The organism is Kordia sp. E, assembly GCF_056033805.1.
Genome location: NZ_JBRASR010000001.1, coordinates 116,008 through 133,821 on the forward strand (window position 1 = coordinate 116,008; position 17,814 = coordinate 133,821).

21 protein-coding genes and 1 tRNA gene are annotated in these 17,814 nt (G+C 31.3%); 13 read left to right on the top strand and 9 right to left on the bottom strand.

The window, feature by feature from the left end; genetic code table 11:
- The first annotated feature begins 134 nt into the window (after window positions 1-134).
- From ACUUYC_RS00570 to ACUUYC_RS00590, 5 genes are read left to right on the top strand one after another with little or no spacing between them, the layout of a single operon-like run.
- The gene (locus ACUUYC_RS00570; protein ID WP_474262726.1) at window positions 135-995 is read left to right on the top strand and encodes an SPFH domain-containing protein; all 861 of its coding nucleotides are present in this window, start codon (window positions 135-137) and stop codon (window positions 993-995) included.
- 3 nt (window positions 996-998) lie between these two features.
- Window positions 999-1,175 carry a hypothetical protein gene (locus ACUUYC_RS00575; RefSeq protein WP_474262728.1) on the top strand — a complete coding sequence of 59 codons (177 nt, stop codon included), beginning with the start codon at window positions 999-1,001 and terminating at the stop codon, window positions 1,173-1,175.
- The gene (locus ACUUYC_RS00580; protein WP_474262729.1) at window positions 1,172-1,336 is read left to right on the top strand and encodes a DUF4177 domain-containing protein; all 165 of its coding nucleotides are present in this window, start codon (window positions 1,172-1,174) and stop codon (window positions 1,334-1,336) included. The genes ACUUYC_RS00575 and ACUUYC_RS00580 overlap by 4 nt, the downstream gene beginning before the upstream one ends.
- 5 nt (window positions 1,337-1,341) lie before the next feature.
- The gene (locus ACUUYC_RS00585; protein ID WP_474262731.1) at window positions 1,342-1,863 is read left to right on the top strand and encodes a DUF1648 domain-containing protein; all 522 of its coding nucleotides are present in this window, start codon (window positions 1,342-1,344) and stop codon (window positions 1,861-1,863) included.
- A gap of 2 nt (window positions 1,864-1,865) precedes the next feature.
- Entirely contained in the window at window positions 1,866-2,051 is a 186-nt protein-coding gene (locus ACUUYC_RS00590; protein WP_474262733.1) for a type II toxin-antitoxin system antitoxin, read from the top strand.
- Window positions 2,052-2,144: 93 nt separating this feature from the next.
- On the opposite strand, the gene ACUUYC_RS00595 is transcribed toward ACUUYC_RS00590, so the two are convergent.
- Window positions 2,145-2,309, bottom strand: a complete 165-nt coding sequence (locus tag ACUUYC_RS00595) for a TIGR04149 family rSAM-modified RiPP (RefSeq protein ID WP_474262735.1) — start codon at window positions 2,307-2,309, stop codon at window positions 2,145-2,147.
- Between the two features lie 125 nt (window positions 2,310-2,434).
- On the opposite strand from ACUUYC_RS00595, the gene ACUUYC_RS00600 reads away from it, so the two are divergent.
- The 4 genes from ACUUYC_RS00600 to ACUUYC_RS00615 all read left to right on the top strand — a co-directional run bounded on the left by ACUUYC_RS00600 (window position 2,435) and on the right by ACUUYC_RS00615 (window position 6,592).
- Window positions 2,435-3,313, top strand: coding sequence for a DUF6734 family protein (locus ACUUYC_RS00600; protein ID WP_474262737.1), 879 nt, complete (start codon window positions 2,435-2,437; stop codon window positions 3,311-3,313).
- A 22-nt stretch (window positions 3,314-3,335) separates the two neighbouring features.
- Window positions 3,336-4,025 carry a hypothetical protein gene (locus tag ACUUYC_RS00605; RefSeq protein ID WP_474262738.1) on the top strand — a complete coding sequence of 230 codons (690 nt, stop codon included), beginning with the start codon at window positions 3,336-3,338 and terminating at the stop codon, window positions 4,023-4,025.
- A gap of 542 nt (window positions 4,026-4,567) precedes the next feature.
- The gene (locus ACUUYC_RS00610; RefSeq protein WP_474263563.1) at window positions 4,568-5,833 is read left to right on the top strand and encodes a DUF819 family protein; all 1,266 of its coding nucleotides are present in this window, start codon (window positions 4,568-4,570) and stop codon (window positions 5,831-5,833) included.
- Between the two features lie 36 nt (window positions 5,834-5,869).
- Window positions 5,870-6,592 carry a DUF4369 domain-containing protein gene (locus ACUUYC_RS00615; protein WP_474262740.1) on the top strand — a complete coding sequence of 241 codons (723 nt, stop codon included), beginning with the start codon at window positions 5,870-5,872 and terminating at the stop codon, window positions 6,590-6,592.
- A gap of 105 nt (window positions 6,593-6,697) precedes the next feature.
- Here the strand turns inward: ACUUYC_RS00615 and ACUUYC_RS00620 are convergent, their stop codons facing one another.
- The gene (locus ACUUYC_RS00620) at window positions 6,698-7,612 is read right to left on the bottom strand and encodes a hypothetical protein (RefSeq protein ID WP_474262742.1); all 915 of its coding nucleotides are present in this window, start codon (window positions 7,610-7,612) and stop codon (window positions 6,698-6,700) included.
- Between the two features lie 116 nt (window positions 7,613-7,728).
- Here ACUUYC_RS00620 and ACUUYC_RS00625 point away from each other — a divergent pair, with 116 nt between their 5' ends.
- Window positions 7,729-8,757 carry a hypothetical protein gene (locus ACUUYC_RS00625; protein ID WP_474262744.1) on the top strand — a complete coding sequence of 343 codons (1,029 nt, stop codon included), beginning with the start codon at window positions 7,729-7,731 and terminating at the stop codon, window positions 8,755-8,757.
- A gap of 302 nt (window positions 8,758-9,059) precedes the next feature.
- On the opposite strand, the gene ACUUYC_RS00630 is transcribed toward ACUUYC_RS00625, so the two are convergent.
- From ACUUYC_RS00630 to ACUUYC_RS00645, 4 genes are all read right to left on the bottom strand, one after another.
- Window positions 9,060-9,413, bottom strand: a complete 354-nt coding sequence (locus tag ACUUYC_RS00630) for a hypothetical protein (protein WP_474262746.1) — start codon at window positions 9,411-9,413, stop codon at window positions 9,060-9,062.
- A gap of 74 nt (window positions 9,414-9,487) precedes the next feature.
- Window positions 9,488-10,234: a phosphodiester glycosidase family protein gene (locus ACUUYC_RS00635; RefSeq protein WP_474262748.1), complete on the bottom strand. Its 747-nt coding sequence runs from the start codon at window positions 10,232-10,234 to the stop codon at window positions 9,488-9,490.
- 28 nt (window positions 10,235-10,262) lie between these two features.
- Entirely contained in the window at window positions 10,263-11,132 is an 870-nt protein-coding gene (locus tag ACUUYC_RS00640) for an OmpA family protein (protein WP_474262750.1), read from the bottom strand.
- 199 nt (window positions 11,133-11,331) lie between these two features.
- Window positions 11,332-12,567, bottom strand: coding sequence for a DEAD/DEAH box helicase (locus tag ACUUYC_RS00645; RefSeq protein ID WP_474262752.1), 1,236 nt, complete (start codon window positions 12,565-12,567; stop codon window positions 11,332-11,334).
- 253 nt (window positions 12,568-12,820) lie between these two features.
- Between ACUUYC_RS00645 and ACUUYC_RS00650 the strand changes: the two genes are divergently transcribed.
- Together ACUUYC_RS00650 and ACUUYC_RS00655 are read left to right on the top strand one after the other, a co-directional pair.
- Complete coding sequence (locus ACUUYC_RS00650; protein WP_474262755.1) at window positions 12,821-13,192, top strand: BlaI/MecI/CopY family transcriptional regulator; 372 nt, start codon at window positions 12,821-12,823, stop codon at window positions 13,190-13,192.
- Entirely contained in the window at window positions 13,189-14,889 is a 1,701-nt protein-coding gene (locus tag ACUUYC_RS00655; RefSeq protein WP_474262757.1) for a M56 family metallopeptidase, read from the top strand. Before ACUUYC_RS00650 ends, ACUUYC_RS00655 begins: the two co-directional genes overlap by 4 nt.
- Window positions 14,890-15,296: 407 nt before the next feature.
- Here ACUUYC_RS00655 and ACUUYC_RS00660 read toward each other — a convergent pair.
- Together ACUUYC_RS00660 and ACUUYC_RS00665 are read right to left on the bottom strand one after the other, a co-directional pair.
- Window positions 15,297-15,370 (bottom strand) — tRNA-Thr (locus tag ACUUYC_RS00660).
- Between the two features lie 57 nt (window positions 15,371-15,427).
- Window positions 15,428-15,694: a hypothetical protein gene (locus ACUUYC_RS00665; protein ID WP_474262759.1), complete on the bottom strand. Its 267-nt coding sequence runs from the start codon at window positions 15,692-15,694 to the stop codon at window positions 15,428-15,430.
- 455 nt (window positions 15,695-16,149) lie between these two features.
- On the opposite strand from ACUUYC_RS00665, the gene ACUUYC_RS00670 reads away from it, so the two are divergent.
- Window positions 16,150-16,524 (top strand): hypothetical protein, encoded by a 375-nt coding sequence (locus tag ACUUYC_RS00670; RefSeq protein WP_474262761.1) that lies wholly within the window; start codon window positions 16,150-16,152, stop codon window positions 16,522-16,524.
- Between the two features lie 315 nt (window positions 16,525-16,839).
- Here ACUUYC_RS00670 and ACUUYC_RS00675 read toward each other — a convergent pair whose 3' ends face one another.
- A complete protein-coding gene (locus ACUUYC_RS00675) occupies window positions 16,840-17,814 on the bottom strand; it encodes a type I phosphomannose isomerase catalytic subunit (RefSeq protein ID WP_474262763.1) in 975 nt (324 codons plus the stop codon).

The following is a 17,814-nucleotide window of genomic DNA, read 5'->3' on the forward strand; positions in this document are numbered from 1 at the left end:
CCCTTTATTTTATTGACTTCTCTATATTTCAGCACAAGTTGATTCTAAAATATATTCTAAAATTTCTTGCAAAATCAAAATTTAATTTCATATATTTATGATATCATTTTAATATCAATCTAAAATAACATATTATGAAAGAAGAGAAAATTATAATTCCTGCGAATGGCTATTTGATGCTATTTGTATTTTTAGTCTTATTTTTTGGAAGCATCGCAACCATTATTATATTCGAAAACCCATTACCAGTAATTACGATTGTTATCGCAATTATTCTAGCAATTGGTTTTATTATGGTAAACCCAAATAATTCACGAGTACTTCTTTTATTTGGTAAATATGTTGGTACGATTAAACAAAATGGTTTTTATTGGGTAAATCCATTTTACACCAAAAAGAAAATTTCATTACGTGCTAGCAATTTTGATAGTGAACGTTTAAAAGTGAATGACAAACTCGGTAATCCTATTATGATTAGTACTATTTTAGTTTGGCGCGTTCAAGACACTTACAAAGCCGCTTTTGACGTTGATAATTATGAACATTTTGTACGTGTACAAACTGATGCAGCCGTACGTAAATTGGCTAGTATGTATCCGTATGATAACTTTGCCGATGAAGGACATGATGAAGATATTACTTTACGCTCTAGTGTAAATGAAGTAAGTGAAGCGCTAGAAAAAGAGTTAGACGAACGTTTATCCATAGCAGGAATTGAAGTATTGGAAGCACGTATTGGTTATTTAGCTTATGCACAAGAAATTGCAAGTGCTATGTTAAAAAGACAACAAGCAACTGCTATTGTAGCTGCCAGACATAAAATTGTAGAAGGCGCCGTAAGTATGGTAGAAATGGCAATAGACGAACTAAATAAAAAAGAATTATTAGTTTTGGATGAAGAACGAAAAGCAGCTATGGTAAGTAACTTATTAGTTATTTTATGTGGTGACAAAGAAGCTTCTCCTGTAGTAAACACCGGAACGTTAAATCAATAAATTATGAACAAAAAGCAAATTACAGCAATTGGCGTTGGCGTAGCAGGTGGCTCAAGTATTGGAACCACTATTGGAGCAGTTATAGGGCATGTTGCCTTAGGAACCGTAATTGGTTTGTCTATAGGAATTATGATTGGTGTCATACTAAGTTTGATTATTTTTAAAGAAGAAAAAGAATGAAAGAATATAAAGTACTAAAACCAAGTCTAGGTTGGTCAAATAGAATGGAAAAGTTAGAAGAATTTCTAAATACTTACGCAAAACAAGGTTGGGCATTACATTCTATAAATAATGTTGATACGTACGTACAAGTTATTATGGAACGTAACAAGAATAGATAAAATTCATGAAAACAAATAGACCCAAAATACAAGTTCCAGTAGAAGGCATCGATTTAATTATTGATCTTATTGTACTTTCCATTCTACTATTTATGTGGAGCTATGTATTTGTATCCTATTCAGAATTACCAAATAAAATCCCTATGCATTTCAATGTAAGTGGTGAAGTTGATAGTTATGGAGGACGCAATTCTATTTGGCTTTTAATGATAATTTCAACAGTAGTTGCTGTCGGAATGTATGTGTTGACAAAATATCCACATATTCATAATTATATGGAGGAAATTACAGAAGAAAGCGCGCTAAGAAACTATAAAATGAGTTGTAGATTGTTGCGTTTTGTGAACCTTTTTACAATTCTAATTATGCTATATGTTGTATATTCCGTCATTGAAAAATCAGCTGGAAATGATATTATTTTAGAATCTTCTTTTATCTATATTATAATAGTATTTAGTGTAGTTATGCCGCTTACGTTGTATATCTATATGTTGAAAAAGAAAAAAGACGCATCGTCAAAAATATAATTATGGCAAAAAAGAAAGCTTTTGCATTACGAATTAATGAAGAGATGTTAAAGTCTATTGAAAAATGGGCTGCGGACGAATTTCGTAGCACCAACGGTCAAATAGAATGGATGCTCATGCAAAGTTTGAAAAATGCAAAAAGAGAACCCAAAAAGAAGAATGATACATCACAGCAAACGCCAGAATAATTTCTATTTTGATGTTTGCTGTAAATAAATCTACGTATAAGAATTGCGTAGGTTTGTTATAAAAATATAGCACAGTTTCTTATACTAGTCGTATTAACGACAACGCTTTGGTCCAGTCCAGCAATAGCATGTAGGATATGTTGCACATTGAATTTCATAGGTTTGATATCCACCTTTGATTTTGTTCATCATGTCCTTGTTTAACTCACTTACCTTTTCCTTTTTCAAGCTTAACTTGATTTCTTTGTTTTTTTTCATGGTTTAAAAATTTATTTGGTTTATATGCTACTAAATATACAAAACATGAAAGAAAATTACTTAAATTTAATATTAATTATCAATTAGTTAGCTTAAGATAAATCTTTCTTTAAAAAACCTACTTTATGAAAATTGTTCACAGTTTATGGTCAAAACCAATGCTTACACAAGATGGTACACTTGGCAAAACTGGTTGGCGACATTCACAATATTTCTACATGAGTTGGGCATTGAGTTGTTTAACATTTAAAGAACTATATAAAGAAGTTGAACTCGTCACAGATGCTTTTGGTTATAACTTATTGATTGATACATTAAAGCTTCCATACACAAGTATAAAGGTAGTTTTAGACGAATTGAATCACTATCCAAAAGAACTTTGGGCAATTGGAAAACTAAAAGCGTACGAAATTCAAAATGAACCTTTTATCCATGTTGATGGTGATGTTTATGTATGGAATTCATTTGGTAAAACTATTGAAAGCGCAAGTTTAGTTTCACAACAAAGAGATGAAGATTTCGGGCATTATTCGCATGCAATGCAAGAAGCATTGAATCATAATTATGAATTTCCAGATTTCCTATTAGAAGAATTCCAAAACCAACAAACGATGGTTTCAAGCAATGCAGGAATTATTGGTGGAAATGATTTAGAATTTATTCAAGAATATTGCAAAGCTTCATTTGATATTATTGATAAAAACCTCAACAAACCACGTTTCAACGGAACCTCTTACGCATTGCTTTATGAACAGTATTTATTTCATTGTTTGGCAAAACAACAGGAAAAATCAATTGCATATTATTTAGAGAATAAATCTGATAAATCTGAGGAAAGCCACACATTTTTCAATAAGTATACACAAAAAAAGAAGTTTGTGCATTTACTTTCCATGCGAAAAAACGAGATGGAATATTGTTACGACTTACGCGATCAACTCAAAACAAATTATCCAACGTATTATGAAATTATCCAACGTATTATGAAATTATCAAAAATCTAGCGTAAGCTTTAATCAAATTTTTATGAACAACCTCAGCAACTTTTTTCACAAAACTATTAGTATCGCAACGATTCTTGGGCACGATTTACTTCATAATTTTTCTTCAAAGAATAATGATCAAGCTAAGATCAATCAAGCATTTTACCAACATACACAAACAGTTTTTCAAACGAGCGAGCATTTAGAAATGATTACGCAAATATTGGATATAGAACAGGAAAAATTCGCGCTAAGCGACACAAATGACATTCAAATTGACGAAAAAATAATATTTGATTATTCAAACTACAATCTCGAAAGAGAAACCATTTTACATTTGAATGTAGATGATTTAAAAAAAATAAAACTACAACAAAGTTCTTATATCGCGTGTTATGCTTCCGATTGGAAATTTGTCTTTCTCAACGAAACCGATCAACAGCAATTGTTAGATAAAATCCTAGAATTCCCAAAAGATGAATATTATTTTTTATTTCAACGCACAGACCTTTTTGACGACGTTTTACAAACCAATGTATTAGAATTTCATCTCACGAAATACGAATATTATGTATTGCAATTATTTCAAGGATTACAATCTGTAGCAAGTGTCATGAATGATTTTATGAATGTTTTTGATGTGGAAACTGAAGAAGAATTTAATTCGCTTACGCGAGAAATCATACGAATTATTAAATTTCTCATTTTCCGAAAATTCATTGTTCAAAATTAAAAAAGTAATAATTCCACTTCTACAATCCTAGAATCAAGACACTTTGAAGTAGGAAACATGATTATTTTTGGTATTTTGCAAACATAAACCATCCAAGCATCATGAAAAAAGCCATTGCTTTACTCCTATTCTTTGTTTCGTTTTCCATGTTTTCACAACAACTTACGTTGAAACATCATGAAGGCAAAGAAACTACGTTCAACACCAAAGTCGCTATAGACTCTATTACATTTACAGGATTTCATATGAAAATCAAAGTAAATGATTCGCTGGCAACATTGGACAATATTAGTAATATCAATCAAAAATTTATTGCTGATGGTAGTTTTAGGTTTAATATAAATAATTCAGTTGCTACTGTTTCTTTTAGTGGAGGAAACTTAATTACTATTGACAAAGCAACTACTTTGTTTGAACTTACTACAACCCCAAAAAGTGGATTTTCGTCAGTTATTTATGAAATTATTGATGCATCGTTTACCAACTATGACAGTATAAATCAAGAATATGATAGTAAAAATCAAAAAATAGAAAAAACCATTATTCATCCTGAACCATTTTTTAAAACAGACAAAATCGTTTTTGGAATATTAATGCTGATTCTTGGGTTTGTATTTTATACAGAATCTAAAGAAACTAAAGGTTGGAAAAAGTTTTACAAATACGTTCCTGCCTTATTAATTTGCTATTTATTACCTGCAATTTTGAGTTCTTTCGGAATTATTTCTGATAAGTATTCTGAAACGTACATGATTGCTAGTCGTTATTTATTGCCCGCAGCCTTAATTTTAATGACCTTAAGTATTGACTTAAAAGGTGTATTCAATTTAGGTCCGAAAGCATTAATTATGTTCTTTACAGGAACTGTCGGAATTATCATTGGTGGACCTATAGCAATTTTATTAATTTCTGTATTCTCACCAGAAACTGTTGGCGGAATTGGTCCAGAAGCAGTTTGGCGTGGATTATCAACCTTAGCGGGAAGCTGGATTGGTGGTGGCGCAAACCAAGCTGCGATGTATGAAATTTACGAATACTCTCCTGATAAATATGGCGCTATGGTATTAGTAGATATTGTCGTTGCAAACTTATGGATGGCGATTTTATTATTAGGAATTGGAAAATCTCAAAAAATTGATAATTGGCTTAAAGCCGATAATTCTGCTATTGAACGCTTGAAAGAAAAAGTATCTTCCTTTGCAGATAAAATAAAACGAAATCCTACACTTACTGAACTTATGATCATTTTGGCAATTGCCTTTGGTGGTGTTTCGTTAGCGCATTATGGTTCGGCAAATATTACTGATTTTTTAACTGGAAACTTTGATGCTGTAAAAGATAAAGATGGCGCGTTATCATTTTTAGGTTCTGGATTCTTTTGGATGATTACCATTGCAACTGCATTCGGAATTGGACTTTCATATACAAAAGCAAAAAACTATGAAGGCGCTGGCGCAAGTAAGATTGGAAGCATCTTTATATACGTATTAGTTGCTTCTATTGGTATGAAAATGGACTTAGGAAAAGTGTTGGAAAATCCAGGGTTAATTGTTATTGGATTGGTTTGGATGGCAATTCATGCAGGATTGTTAATCTTAGTTGCAAAACTTATTCGCGCACCGTTTTTCTTCTTAGCTGTAGGAAGTCAGGCAAACGTTGGTGGCGCGGCTTCAGCTCCAATTGTAGCTTCTGCATTTCATCCTTCGTTAACGTCCGTTGGTGTGTTATTAGCCGTGTTTGGATATGTAGTTGGAACCTATGGTGCAATTTTGTGTACTATTTTAATGGAATTGGCTTCAAAAACTTAGTAAAATTGTAGATATTTGCCCTCGTTAAAATTCAATATGATGTTTAGAAAATTTATTGTTGTCCTAGTTGCTTTAGGATTTATTGCTTGTGGAACAGAGACAAAAGGTAATTTAACTATTGCTGGAAAGATTGATGGTTTGAAAGAAGGAACGTTGTTTTTACAAAAAGTAAGCGATACAACACTAATTACCTTAGATTCTTTGGTTATAAATGGTGATCCAAGTTTTACGTTCACAACAACTATTGACGAGCCAGAAGTATTGTATTTATACTTAGAGAAGAAAGATTTTAATGATTTAAATGATCGAATTGACTTTTTTGCTGAACCTGGTGAAATGACAATTCATACAAGTTTACGTAGATTTCAAAATGATGTAACAGTTACAGGTTCTAAAAACCATGAAGATTTAGATAAATTTAAAGAATTCATGACGAAGTTTAACACTAAAGAATTGGCTTTGTTTAAAGATGGCTTAGAAGCACAAAAAGAGGCTGATACTCAGAAGGTAGAAGAAATTAATACACAGATTGATAATTATAGTAAAAGTCGCATGCGTTACATTCTTAACTATGCGTTTACAAATAATGATAAAGAAATTACACCTTATATTGTGACTACAGAAACATTTGATGCAAATGTTCGTTTTTTAGATACTATCTATCAGCAATTAGCTCCAAAAATTATGGAATCTAAGTATGGGAAAGAGTTGAAAGAATTGATTGCTGAACGAAAAGAGAAGGAAGCAGCAATACAATAGTACTTCAATTTTATATAAAAATTACAAATCCCAACTTTAGTGAAGTTGGGATTTTTTTGTTTTTAAAATCACTAAAACAATTATAATTCTCTTTTATTCGTTTTCTTAATCATCTGTAGAAGGTTTTCTATTTTCAAAGAAGCTTGGATGAAATTGAGTACTTTTATCTTGTTTCAACATTTCTTCTGCAAAGTTTATTGGATCGAAATTGTCTTCTTTACTGAGTATTTTTAAAATTTGTTTGTCAACCTCTGCGGGTTTCATTTTTAAATGAGTTGTATCAAATCCTGCTTTTTCTAAAACTTGTATGTATCCATAGTTTCCAGCGTCAATTGTCCAACCTTTCCAGAAATTCGACAGTTCTTCTGCTAATCCTGCAAAAGTATAATTAACTATTAATTTTTTCTCATCACAATCAATTGCTATAGCAGTATAATTTTCAACCTCTGCCCTTTTAGATATATCAATTGGCATCCTTTTATCTAAAACAGTCACAATTTGTTCTCCTAAAAAAATCAATTCTTCAGTATCTAAATCATAGGAACATTTTGTGTGAATGTTTCCATTTTTCTTGAAAATTACAATCGTAGTTTCATAGTCATCTACTTCTTCATTTAGTAAATCTTCTAGTTTTCCTGCTTCAAAATCATAGCCTTGTTCTTTTGTGTAATTGATATTCATTTTTTCTGCAATATCATACATTTCTTTTTCTGCAAAAGATACATTCCAACCTTGCCATTGTTTAGATAGTAATTCTAAATAGCGTTGCCTTACTGAAGTTTCTACTAAATCATCTACTTCCCAAAAAAGTAATTCTTTTGTGTCAATATCAATATATACACATGATTCTATCCAAGGTTCACTAGTTAAATATGTTTTTTGTTCAAATCCTTTTACAAATTCTATAAACTTTTCGGGACCTAATATTAAATCATTTGCTATATAAATAGCGCGCCAATGTGTATAATAAATAGTTGTTTCATCATTAGATTTTATGACATAATTACCTCTTTGCCCCATATGTATTTTTTCTGTTTGAGTAAAATTACAAAAACTAAACCAAGTACTTCTACGCGAACACATTCCTAAAAAAAAAGGTATTTTTAGAATTCTATAAATTTAAAAACTAATATACCATGAGTAATACCCAAATTCCTCCAGGATGGAAAGGTGGATTTGCACAGTCAAATCCAGCATTTGCATATCCAACTCCAGACCTTTCTTCATTACCAATGTTAGACAATATGGACAATATTGATTTGTTACAACGTCAACAAGGCGTAAAATGGCCTGAGTTTAGTTGGCAAACAATTCCTGGTAAAGAAGCATCAAGATGTTTTCAAATGTTTTCACCTTATATTTCCAGACTTGGGTATACAGATGAAGGACGTGTATATTCTATTATTTGTCCACAACAAGGCGCATGTTCGCCTACGTTTGGTTGTATGAACGTAGAAGTGACCGTTACTGGCCAACGTGGTTGGGTTGATGAAGATACAAAGACGTTTTATGCAGATATGACCGTAGAAGGTACTATTTGGTTTAGTCCAAGTGCGCATCAAAAAGAATGGGTAAAGAAAGCTTTTGATATTTTTAATAAACTTGGGTTAGATTTCCCAACATCTAAAGAAAAAGCAATTAAAGTGACAACACATAAATTTCAAGATCCTAGTCAACCTATATTTCCAGTAAGTCAAGGAGAAACACCTCGTTTTAAAAGTCCGCCATTTGCACGTCATGAAGCAGAAGCTTGGAATGTTGGACATATTGATGTAGAAATTGGTCCGATTAAAAAAACTGGTCAAAAAATTGTAGATGAGTTTAATGAATTGGTCATGGCAGCTTTTAATACCGCTTCCGGAAACATGTTAAAAAACGGAAACACATTGACATGGAATGTTTGGTTTACGCAACCTACATTAGTTGATCAAGAAGAATGGCGTACACATGCAGAACGCTGGAGAAAATCTATTGATGAAGATCATGGAAGTCCTACAGGACCTGGAACAAAACCACGTTATTTTAATGGTGACGATTTTAAAGCAGCTGATGCCTTAGATCTAGAAGTTAAAGGTGCAATGCAAGAAGCTGTTCATGATATAGAAAAATCAGAAGCTACTAAGATTGAAAATTTCTTAAAGAAACATTTCGAGAAAGAATTGTAAATTATGAAAATCAGCTTTTTACTTTCATTTTCTTTGCTCACACAAAGAAAAGAAACAAAAGAAAGTGTGCTTTTCCAGAGGTATTTTTAATTTTTCTTAAAGTCAAAAATTAAAACCGCAGTGATTTTTCTAAATTTTTTCCAAGGATTCAAAAATTTTTAACGGAAAATCCCAGCTATACTTCGGAAAAGAAAAAAATGACTCTTAATACTTATATCGAACTTACGTTATTTAATATAAAAAGAGAGTGCTTGAACATAAAACTTCAAGCACTCTCTTTTCTATTTTTAAAGTAACTCTTATTATTTTATTCCTTTGACAAATTCTACTTTCGCTTTTGCTTCCAAGTCACTATCTAAATACAATTCAGATCCTTTTTTAAGACTTGTTTTTGTTTTTTTGTTGGCTTGCAATACAAAAGTTTTTACGATATCTCCTTTGTATTGAACGCGTACTGTAAAACTATTTTTTCCTAAATTTTCAATAATTGCAATACTATTTCCATTCATATATGGATTAACTGCTGCATCTTGTCCTGCTCCTTTTCCAGTAATGGACATGCTTTGAGAAGGTTTTAACTCAAAAACTGTTTTGTTTTTTTGAGCGTATGATTGTAACGCAAAAAGCATTACAAAAAGTAGTATATATTTTTTCATCTGATTCTATTTTGAGTGTATATCGTTTTTCTGAACGGGAAGATACAATATATTTAAAAGTTTTGTTGAGAAAATTACTTTAGAGATTTCGTAACTCCGATGATTACACCAAAATTACCGTCGAGTTGTTTGTAGTTTTTACTTGGCAAATACGTTTTAGACACAAATCCATCTAAATACAAAGCATTTTTACAATCATTTTCTTTGAAGAACGTAGCAAAATCGTAAAAATTGATTTCCTCTTTACTCATCGCGAATAGTAAGTTTCCGTTTGGCAGCACGCCTACTCCATTCCGAATGTTTAGATTTTTAGAACCTTTGGTGAGTTTTCCGTGTAATTTTCCATCTATGACTAACATTGGACCTGATTGTGTTGCATATTTGACGTTTTCAGTATTTCTAAACGCTTTAGTTGTACAAACTATAGGATTGTTTTCTTTGGTCATATAAAACACACCATTTGGCTGTAAATAGAAGTTTCCGTATCCTTTTTCTAAAATATCAATTGGTGATTTTAAATTTCCTTTTTCAATATACAAACCTTGTGGCGATTGATCTTTTTTGTACATACCGCCATTCATGGCAAAAATCAATTCTTGTCCTTTAGCTTCAAGCTGTGTTTTTAAATTTTGCGCATTTCCATAGATTTCACCTTGCTCATTTTTCCAATAAAAGTCTAGTTTTTCTTTTTTTGGATTTACTTCATAGGAAAGTATTCGAGCAGTATCTCGTTCTACTTTAGCTTCTTGTTTTGCACAAAAACTCAATAAAGTAGCGAGTAAAATTAGGCTGCAACCGAAATATATTTTTTTAAGGTACATATGTATTGTTTGATAGAAATATATTATTTCAGTAAACCAAAGATATTTGCACAACAGTCTTCAGTTCGTATAATTTTTGTTCTATTTTTCTATCTAAATTATTGACAATTATTGGATGCATATCTGTTTCTCCCATGCCCCTAGAAGTAATTCTTTCAGGAAAGACTCCTTTACTTATTAAATAACCTACAACTGATTTTGCACGTCTTTCGGATAATCTTTGATTGTATACTTTAGTTCCTTTTACGAAAGAATATCCTCTTACGTCTATTCTGAATGTATTATTTTCATTGAGAAACTTTATAATTATGTCTAATTGTTTGTTTTGATCTCTTGAAAAATTAGATTTATCGTATTTGAAATAGATGGATTGAATGTGAATTCGATTTTCTTCATTTAATCCCTTTAGGTATTTCAATTGATCGTTTATAATTTCAATTGTTTGCCTTTTTTGAAAAACTATACTTTGTTCTCTATTTTTAACTTTTTTCTCATATTGCTTAATTGAATCTAATAAGAATAATTTATTCGCTTTTTCGAGTTCAATTTCTTTGAGTGTATTACTATTTTTCGTTTCTAGATCTTGTATATTCTTCTCAGCAAATTGCACACTTTTATTTAATTCAAAAATCTTCTTTTCTCTGATTGCAATTTCTAATTCTGTTTTAATTATATCTTTTTTATATGTTGGTTCAATAATACTTTTAAACACACCTAATATTGCCAATCCACCAACTAAACCTGTCATAACTGCTTTCAAAAAACTGAGTTTTTTATATAATGGCTTTTCTAATTTTTCTCTTTCTTTTTCGAGGTTTTTAGCTTCGGCTCTTATTTTTTCAGTTTCAGCTACTAACTTATCTAGTTCGGCTTGTTTGATTTTATCTTCGTATTCCACTTAATCAATTTTAAGATTTATTTTGATCAATTAAGATACAGAATTATTTATGAGTTTGAAGGTAATTCACTTAAGAACAATGATTAAAATCCAAAACAATACTATTTCAAAGTACTTCTCGATACAATTTTCTCTCGAAAATCACTCGAAGTGACGTTTATTCACATTAAAAATTTACAATCGTAAATCTAAAAATTGTTTAGTACCAACGTTTTTTCTTCTTTTTAGAAGCTTCTGATTTACGTCCTTTTTTGTATTTACTTCCTTGCTTTTTATGAACTGGCGCTTTTGCTTTTGGATCTAATGGATATGGATGTTCTTCTTCAACATGAATTGTAGTATTGATCAATTGTTGAATATCTTTTATGTATTCTTTTTCGTCTGCCGAACAGAATGATAAGGCCATTCCTGAAGCACCTGCACGAGCTGTTCTACCAATTCTGTGCACATAGGTTTCAGAAATATTTGGAATGTCAAAATTGACAACTGCATCTACATTTTTGATATCAATTCCACGTGCCGCGACATCGGTAGCAATTAAAATTCTTGCTTCCCCTTTTTTGAATTCGTTTAAGGCTGTTTGTCGTAAACTTTGTGCAATTCCACCATGAATACTTACAGCTTTGTAGTTGTTTCTTAAAAGTGTTTCTTCGAGTTTGTCAACTCCGTATTTTGTACGTCTAAAAATAATAGTACTTCCTTTGATATTGTTTCGCAATAAATGCAAACACAATTCTATTTTTTTGGGTTTTGGCACATAATATAATGTCTGATCCACACCTTTTGCAGCTGATGATGTTGGTGAAACCTCAACAAATTCAGGATCTCTAAGAATTGAGTTTGCTAATTGTTCTACTTTGTACGGCATCGTAGCTGAGAACAATAGAATTTGTTTTCCATCAGGACATAAACGTTCTATTTTTTTAACGTCATCAATGAATCCCATATCCAACATTAAATCTGCTTCGTCTAAGACTAAGGTTTCTATATAATCAAGATTCACGATATCTTGTTTGTGTAAATCGAGTAATCTTCCTGGAGTTGCAACCAAAATATCTACTCCTTTCTTGAGCATTTCTTTTTGTGGCTGAATAGATGCTCCACCAAAGATAACACCTGTACGTAAATTTGTGTACTTACTGTACATTTCAAAGTTTTCTTCTATTTGAATTGCCAATTCGCGTGTTGGACATACTACTAACGCGCGTATTTTTTTACCTTTTTTTGGTGCATCTTGCTTGTCAAATAACAATTGTAAGATAGGCAATGCAAATGCCGCCGTTTTTCCTGTTCCAGTTTGTGCAGAGACAATAATGTCTTTCTTAGCTAAGATTGCAGGAATGGCGCGTTCTTGAACTAACGTTGGTTCTTCGTAGTTTTTTTCGAATAACGCACGAATAATTGGCTTGTTGAGTTTTAGTTCTTTGAATTGCATTCAGTTATTGCTTTAACGATTTTGGCAAAGATACGGTAAGGTTCGTTTTATCAAACTATCTTTTACTTATTTATGAGCCTGTACATTTTAATTTTTAGAAGAAATAGGTCTTTAGTAAAAGTAACGTTGACATAATTCAACTTAAAAATAAATAGTTTAACTTAATTTTAAGTTATATAACTTATTAATAAGTTTGTCAACTTAAAATTAAGTTGTATAATTGTATCAGCTAATTAATAAAACTCATAAAGTAATGGTCACATTAACTAAGGCAGAAGAGAAAATAATGAAAATTCTCTGGGATATTGAAAAAGGTTTTATCAAAGATATAATTGAACAATATCCTACTCCAAAACCTCCTTACAATTCTGTATCAACAATCGTTAGGGTATTAGTGCAAAAGGAAATCATAGGTTATAAAGCGTATGGAAATTCGCATCAATATTATCCAATGATTAGTAAATCTGCATATAGTAAGGGACAGATGAAGCGCTTAGTGACTGATTATTACAATAATTCATTTTCTCAAGTAGTCAACTTTTTCACTGAGAGTAAAAAATTGGATGAAAAGGAATTGGACGAAGCAATGAGAATGTTGGAAGCATTAAAAGCTAAGAAGAAATGATCAAATTTATCATATATCTATTAGAGTCGAGTGCTGTATTAGCAGTATTCTACCTACTTTATATTGTTATGATGAAGAGAGAGACATTCTTTAATCTTAATCGGTTTTTCCTTATTGGAATCGTAGTTTTTTCATTGCTATTACCTTTAATGAGTTTTGATTTTAGCCAAGGTAAAATAGCAGTTATAGACAACTCTGTTGAGGAGTTTAGCAAATTTAGGGTATCGTATCAAGAAACTATGGAAACATGGGAATATGATACTTATAAAAATCCTGTCTCTTCTAATGAAGGTGTTATTACTACAAAAGTGGTTGAATCCACTACTGTAGATTGGATAAGCATTCTATTGAAGTTTGTAATTGGGATCTATATCATAGGAATTGTATTCTGTATATCTAAATTGTTTTGGACTTTTAGAAGACTTCGAAAAATGATTTTGATGCATCCTCAGACACAAATTGATGGTATAACGGTTGTGAGCGTTTCATACCCAATTACACCATTTTCATTTTTAAAATACGCGTTTGTTTATGAAGGAATAATTGATACGCTAGAGCTTGATCAGATTATTGCGCATGAAAAAACACATATTGAACAGAAACATTCTATTGACTTAATATTTGTACAATTTTTAGCAGCATTTTTATGGTTCAATCCATTGATTTGGAAGCTTATTAAATCTTTAAAAACAATACATGAATATATAGCAGACAAAAAAATAATTAAAGCGGGTTATTCCTTAGTTGATTACCAGACCTTACTTTTGAGACAATTAGTTAGCGACAACTCATATGGGTTGGTAAACAATTTTAATTTATCATTTATAAAAAAAAGGATAACCATGATGAAAAATAATAAATCAGGATTTATTGGCAAATTGAAAGTAGCACTAACTATAACTTGCGCTATTTTATTTAGCCTAGTATTATTTCAGTGTAACTCAAAAACTGATAAAGAAGCGTCAGTTGAAACTGAAAAAATGGAAATACTCTGGAACAGATATTTAGCAGAAAGAAAGATTGATATGCTTAATCGGGAGATTACTTCTCCATTATTTGCTATATCAAATGATCAGTTTACAGTAAATGGAAAACCTTCCACGATTGAAGGAATAGAATTTGCGGTTAAGAATGTGTTAACTCACGGTTTAATTCGCATGGAAATTGATCGCAATCAGAATATGAAAAAGGTACGAGAAATACAGAACGAATTTAGAAAGTTTGATAAAAGGAAAGTTATCTATTATGGCGAGACTGCTTCTGGAAAACAAATGATTCAACCATTTTTAGTTCCTCCTTTCCATTGGGCAGATCCTTCTCGCGACAGTTCTTTAACTGCAAAAGTTGATTTGACGAATGCTGCAATAGAAGGTAATGTAGCCACATTAGATGGTATTGAGTATCTTCAACTTAATTTAAGTCGTACAGGAATAAATTACAGAGAAGAAGTATATAAGTTCGTAAAAAAACATGTTGATAAAGGATCTAGAGCCTATTTAATAAGTGTAACGTTTGAGGATACAGATACCTTTGAAAATTACCTAACGAATCTTGCAGAAGTATTTCAAGGTTTTGAAAAAATATATCAAGTACGATCCCAAGAATTGTTTGGAAAAGATCGTCATGAACTAGAAAGGTCAGAATATAGTAGCATAAATGATGGCGTATATAAAGCTGTTTTTATTGCTGAAAAATAAATAGTAAACAAAAAAAGCAAAGATGATTCTTTACAATCAACTTTGCTTTTTTCTTAATAGTTCAATTTTTTCTGAGTATTGTAGTCAAATTTGATTGTTTTTATATTTAAAAACTACTGCATTCTGCCAATTATCATATTTTCCACTTGCAATTTCAAATTCTCTTGAGAAGTATTTCTTTTACCATTCAAAGTCAATTTTGAGAAAATTTAATGAGATAGAGACTCATTCAGTCTCCGTTTTTTTGATACTTCTGACTTCAAAAAAGTACCATTCTAAAAAAATAAAGTATTATTATTTGTTATTGACTCCTGATTATTAGGACTTAGCAAGTTATTATATGTTTCAAATACATCTTGATTTTCGGGTATAAAAAAAGCTCCTTTTTCAAGGAGCTTTTCACTTTGAGCCAATGGAGGGACTCGAACCCACGACCTGCTGATTACAAATCAGCTGCTCTAGCCAGCTGAGCTACATCGGCAAAGCGGTTGCAAATATAAAAACCTTTTTATTCTCTGCAAACCTTTTTTTATTTTTTTTAAAGACTGTTAATTTTTGTTACTAATTCAGTTGCTTTTGTCTCTAATGTTTGTCTGATTCCTTTAAAGTGTGCTTTCGTATTTTCAACACCTCTTTTATTTACTTCAACAATCAATGAATCAAAGCTTTGGATAGATTCATCAATGATAGCTTCGCTTTTTGCAACATCTTCTCCTGGATTAACCATTTGCCATAATAAGGCAGCATCGATAATATCTCCAAAAACGTAGTTTAAGTCCTTTTTTAAATCTCTTTTATTTGACATGATTTATAATTTTTTGCAAATTTAAACTAAAATGGTATATAATTTGTTATAAATACCACAAATGTTATTTAGTTACATTTTATTTAATTAGTTTTAGTCTATGAATGCTTTAGTACAACTATATCGACAATTTATGAATCATAATACAAATGCCAAGCGTATGATGATTTGTATTCCTGTGTCCAATATGAAACGTACATATTATAAGCATCCAAACAAGTTTAGTTAATAATTTAATATCTATATCATAAACTTATAAGGTGCTTTTTACGAAGCATCTTTTTTATTTTTAAATAATTAATTTTTTAAACCCATTTATTATGAAATGTATTTTAAGATTCCGCAAAATGATTACAAAAACGAACTCCATGCTCAATTCCTATTCGCTATTTTTTAATTCGCATGCGCCTTCCGAACCAATACCACTTTTGTTACATCATTAAAACTTTGAAATTATGAATACTATTGCACAACATATTATACAGACAAATGTTCAATTTGCAGTCACTAAAAAAGTGACAAACGCCAATGGATTTTTACATCCGCACATACTATTTGATAAAATTCAAGTAGTAGCCACCTATCCAATTAGAGAATTTTATCTTCATGATGTTCCTAACATTGTTGAATATGCCTTTCAAATGAACAAGAGCGCTCGTTTAAACGACAATTTAACCATTCAGGCACAATTGATCCAACACGATGAAAAAACGCTTAAAGTTCGAATTATGGTAACTAAAACAAAAAGGAAATCTAAAACCGAAGAAGTGATTTGTAGCGCTTTGTTTGGTTTTCCTTTACACAAAGAACCAATTCGAAAAGCTTCGTAAGTTGAATTAAGTTATAAGAGATAAGATTCCCAAGTTGTAGCGGCTTGGGATTTTTTTATGTTTGGTGTTTGGTGTTTGGTGTTTGGTGTTTGGTGTTTGGTGTTTGGTGTTTGGAAAATACTTTTTAATTTAAAATTTAGCATTTTACATTTATAATTTCATAGTACTTCTCGATACAATTTTTCTACATTTCATTACGAAAAATCACTCGAAGTGACGACTTTAAGATTTTTAAGAACCAAGCGAAGCGATCCAAAAGTGAAGCGATCCAAAAGCGAAGCGATCTAATATCTAACAGCGTTAGCGGTCTAAAAACTACTTTATATATACTTCCAAAAGTTCGGAAGCTTCGTTTGTAGTTACAATTGCATTTTTGATAGAAGCAGGCAATAATAATGTTTCGCCAAATGAAAGTGTTTCTTGATGGTTTTCTGTTTGAAATGAAACGTTTCCTTTTACACACATGTATATTACAAAAGAATCCTTGTCATGATGATTTAAGGTTACTTCTCCTTCAAATGGAATTAGGTTTGTTGTAAAATATGGACAGTCAACTATTGTGGATATTTTGTTTGTTTCAGATTCGTATTCCGTTTTGTAGTTTTTGTGTAGTGTGTAATCTATCGCGTCAAGCGCTAAAGCTGTATGCAATTCACGTGAATTTCCTTCTGCATCTACTCTATTCCAATCAAATATTCGATATGTGATGTCTGAAGTTTGTTGAATTTCTGCTAATACAATTCCGCCACCAATTGCGTGAATTCTGCCGGTAGGCAAGAAATATACATCTCCTTTTTGAACTTTTGCAAAGTTGAGAATTTCCGTAAGTGTATTATTTTTTAAATGTGTTTGATAGTCTTCTTTAGTAACTTCTTGATTGAATCCGACCATGAGTTCTGCACCTTCATCTGCTTGCATTACATACCACATTTCCGTTTTTCCGAACGAATTGTGACGTTCTTTTGCCAATGCGTCATTTGGATGTACTTGAATGGATAAATCGCTCTTAGCGTCAATATATTTGATTAGTAGTGGAAATTTAGTTCCAAATGCATCATATACTTTTTTTCCTAGTAATTCAGCTTGAAACGTTTCGCTAAGTTCTTGTAATGTTTTACCGTGTAATTCTCCTTTTGAAACAACAGAAGGTTCTCCTTTTACATCCGATATTTCCCAACTTTCACCAATGGCATCGCCATGACTGTTTTTTTGAAGCATCGTTTGCAGTTTGTTACCGCCCCAAATGCGTTCTTTAAAAATTGGATTGAATTTTAATGGATGTAATTTCAT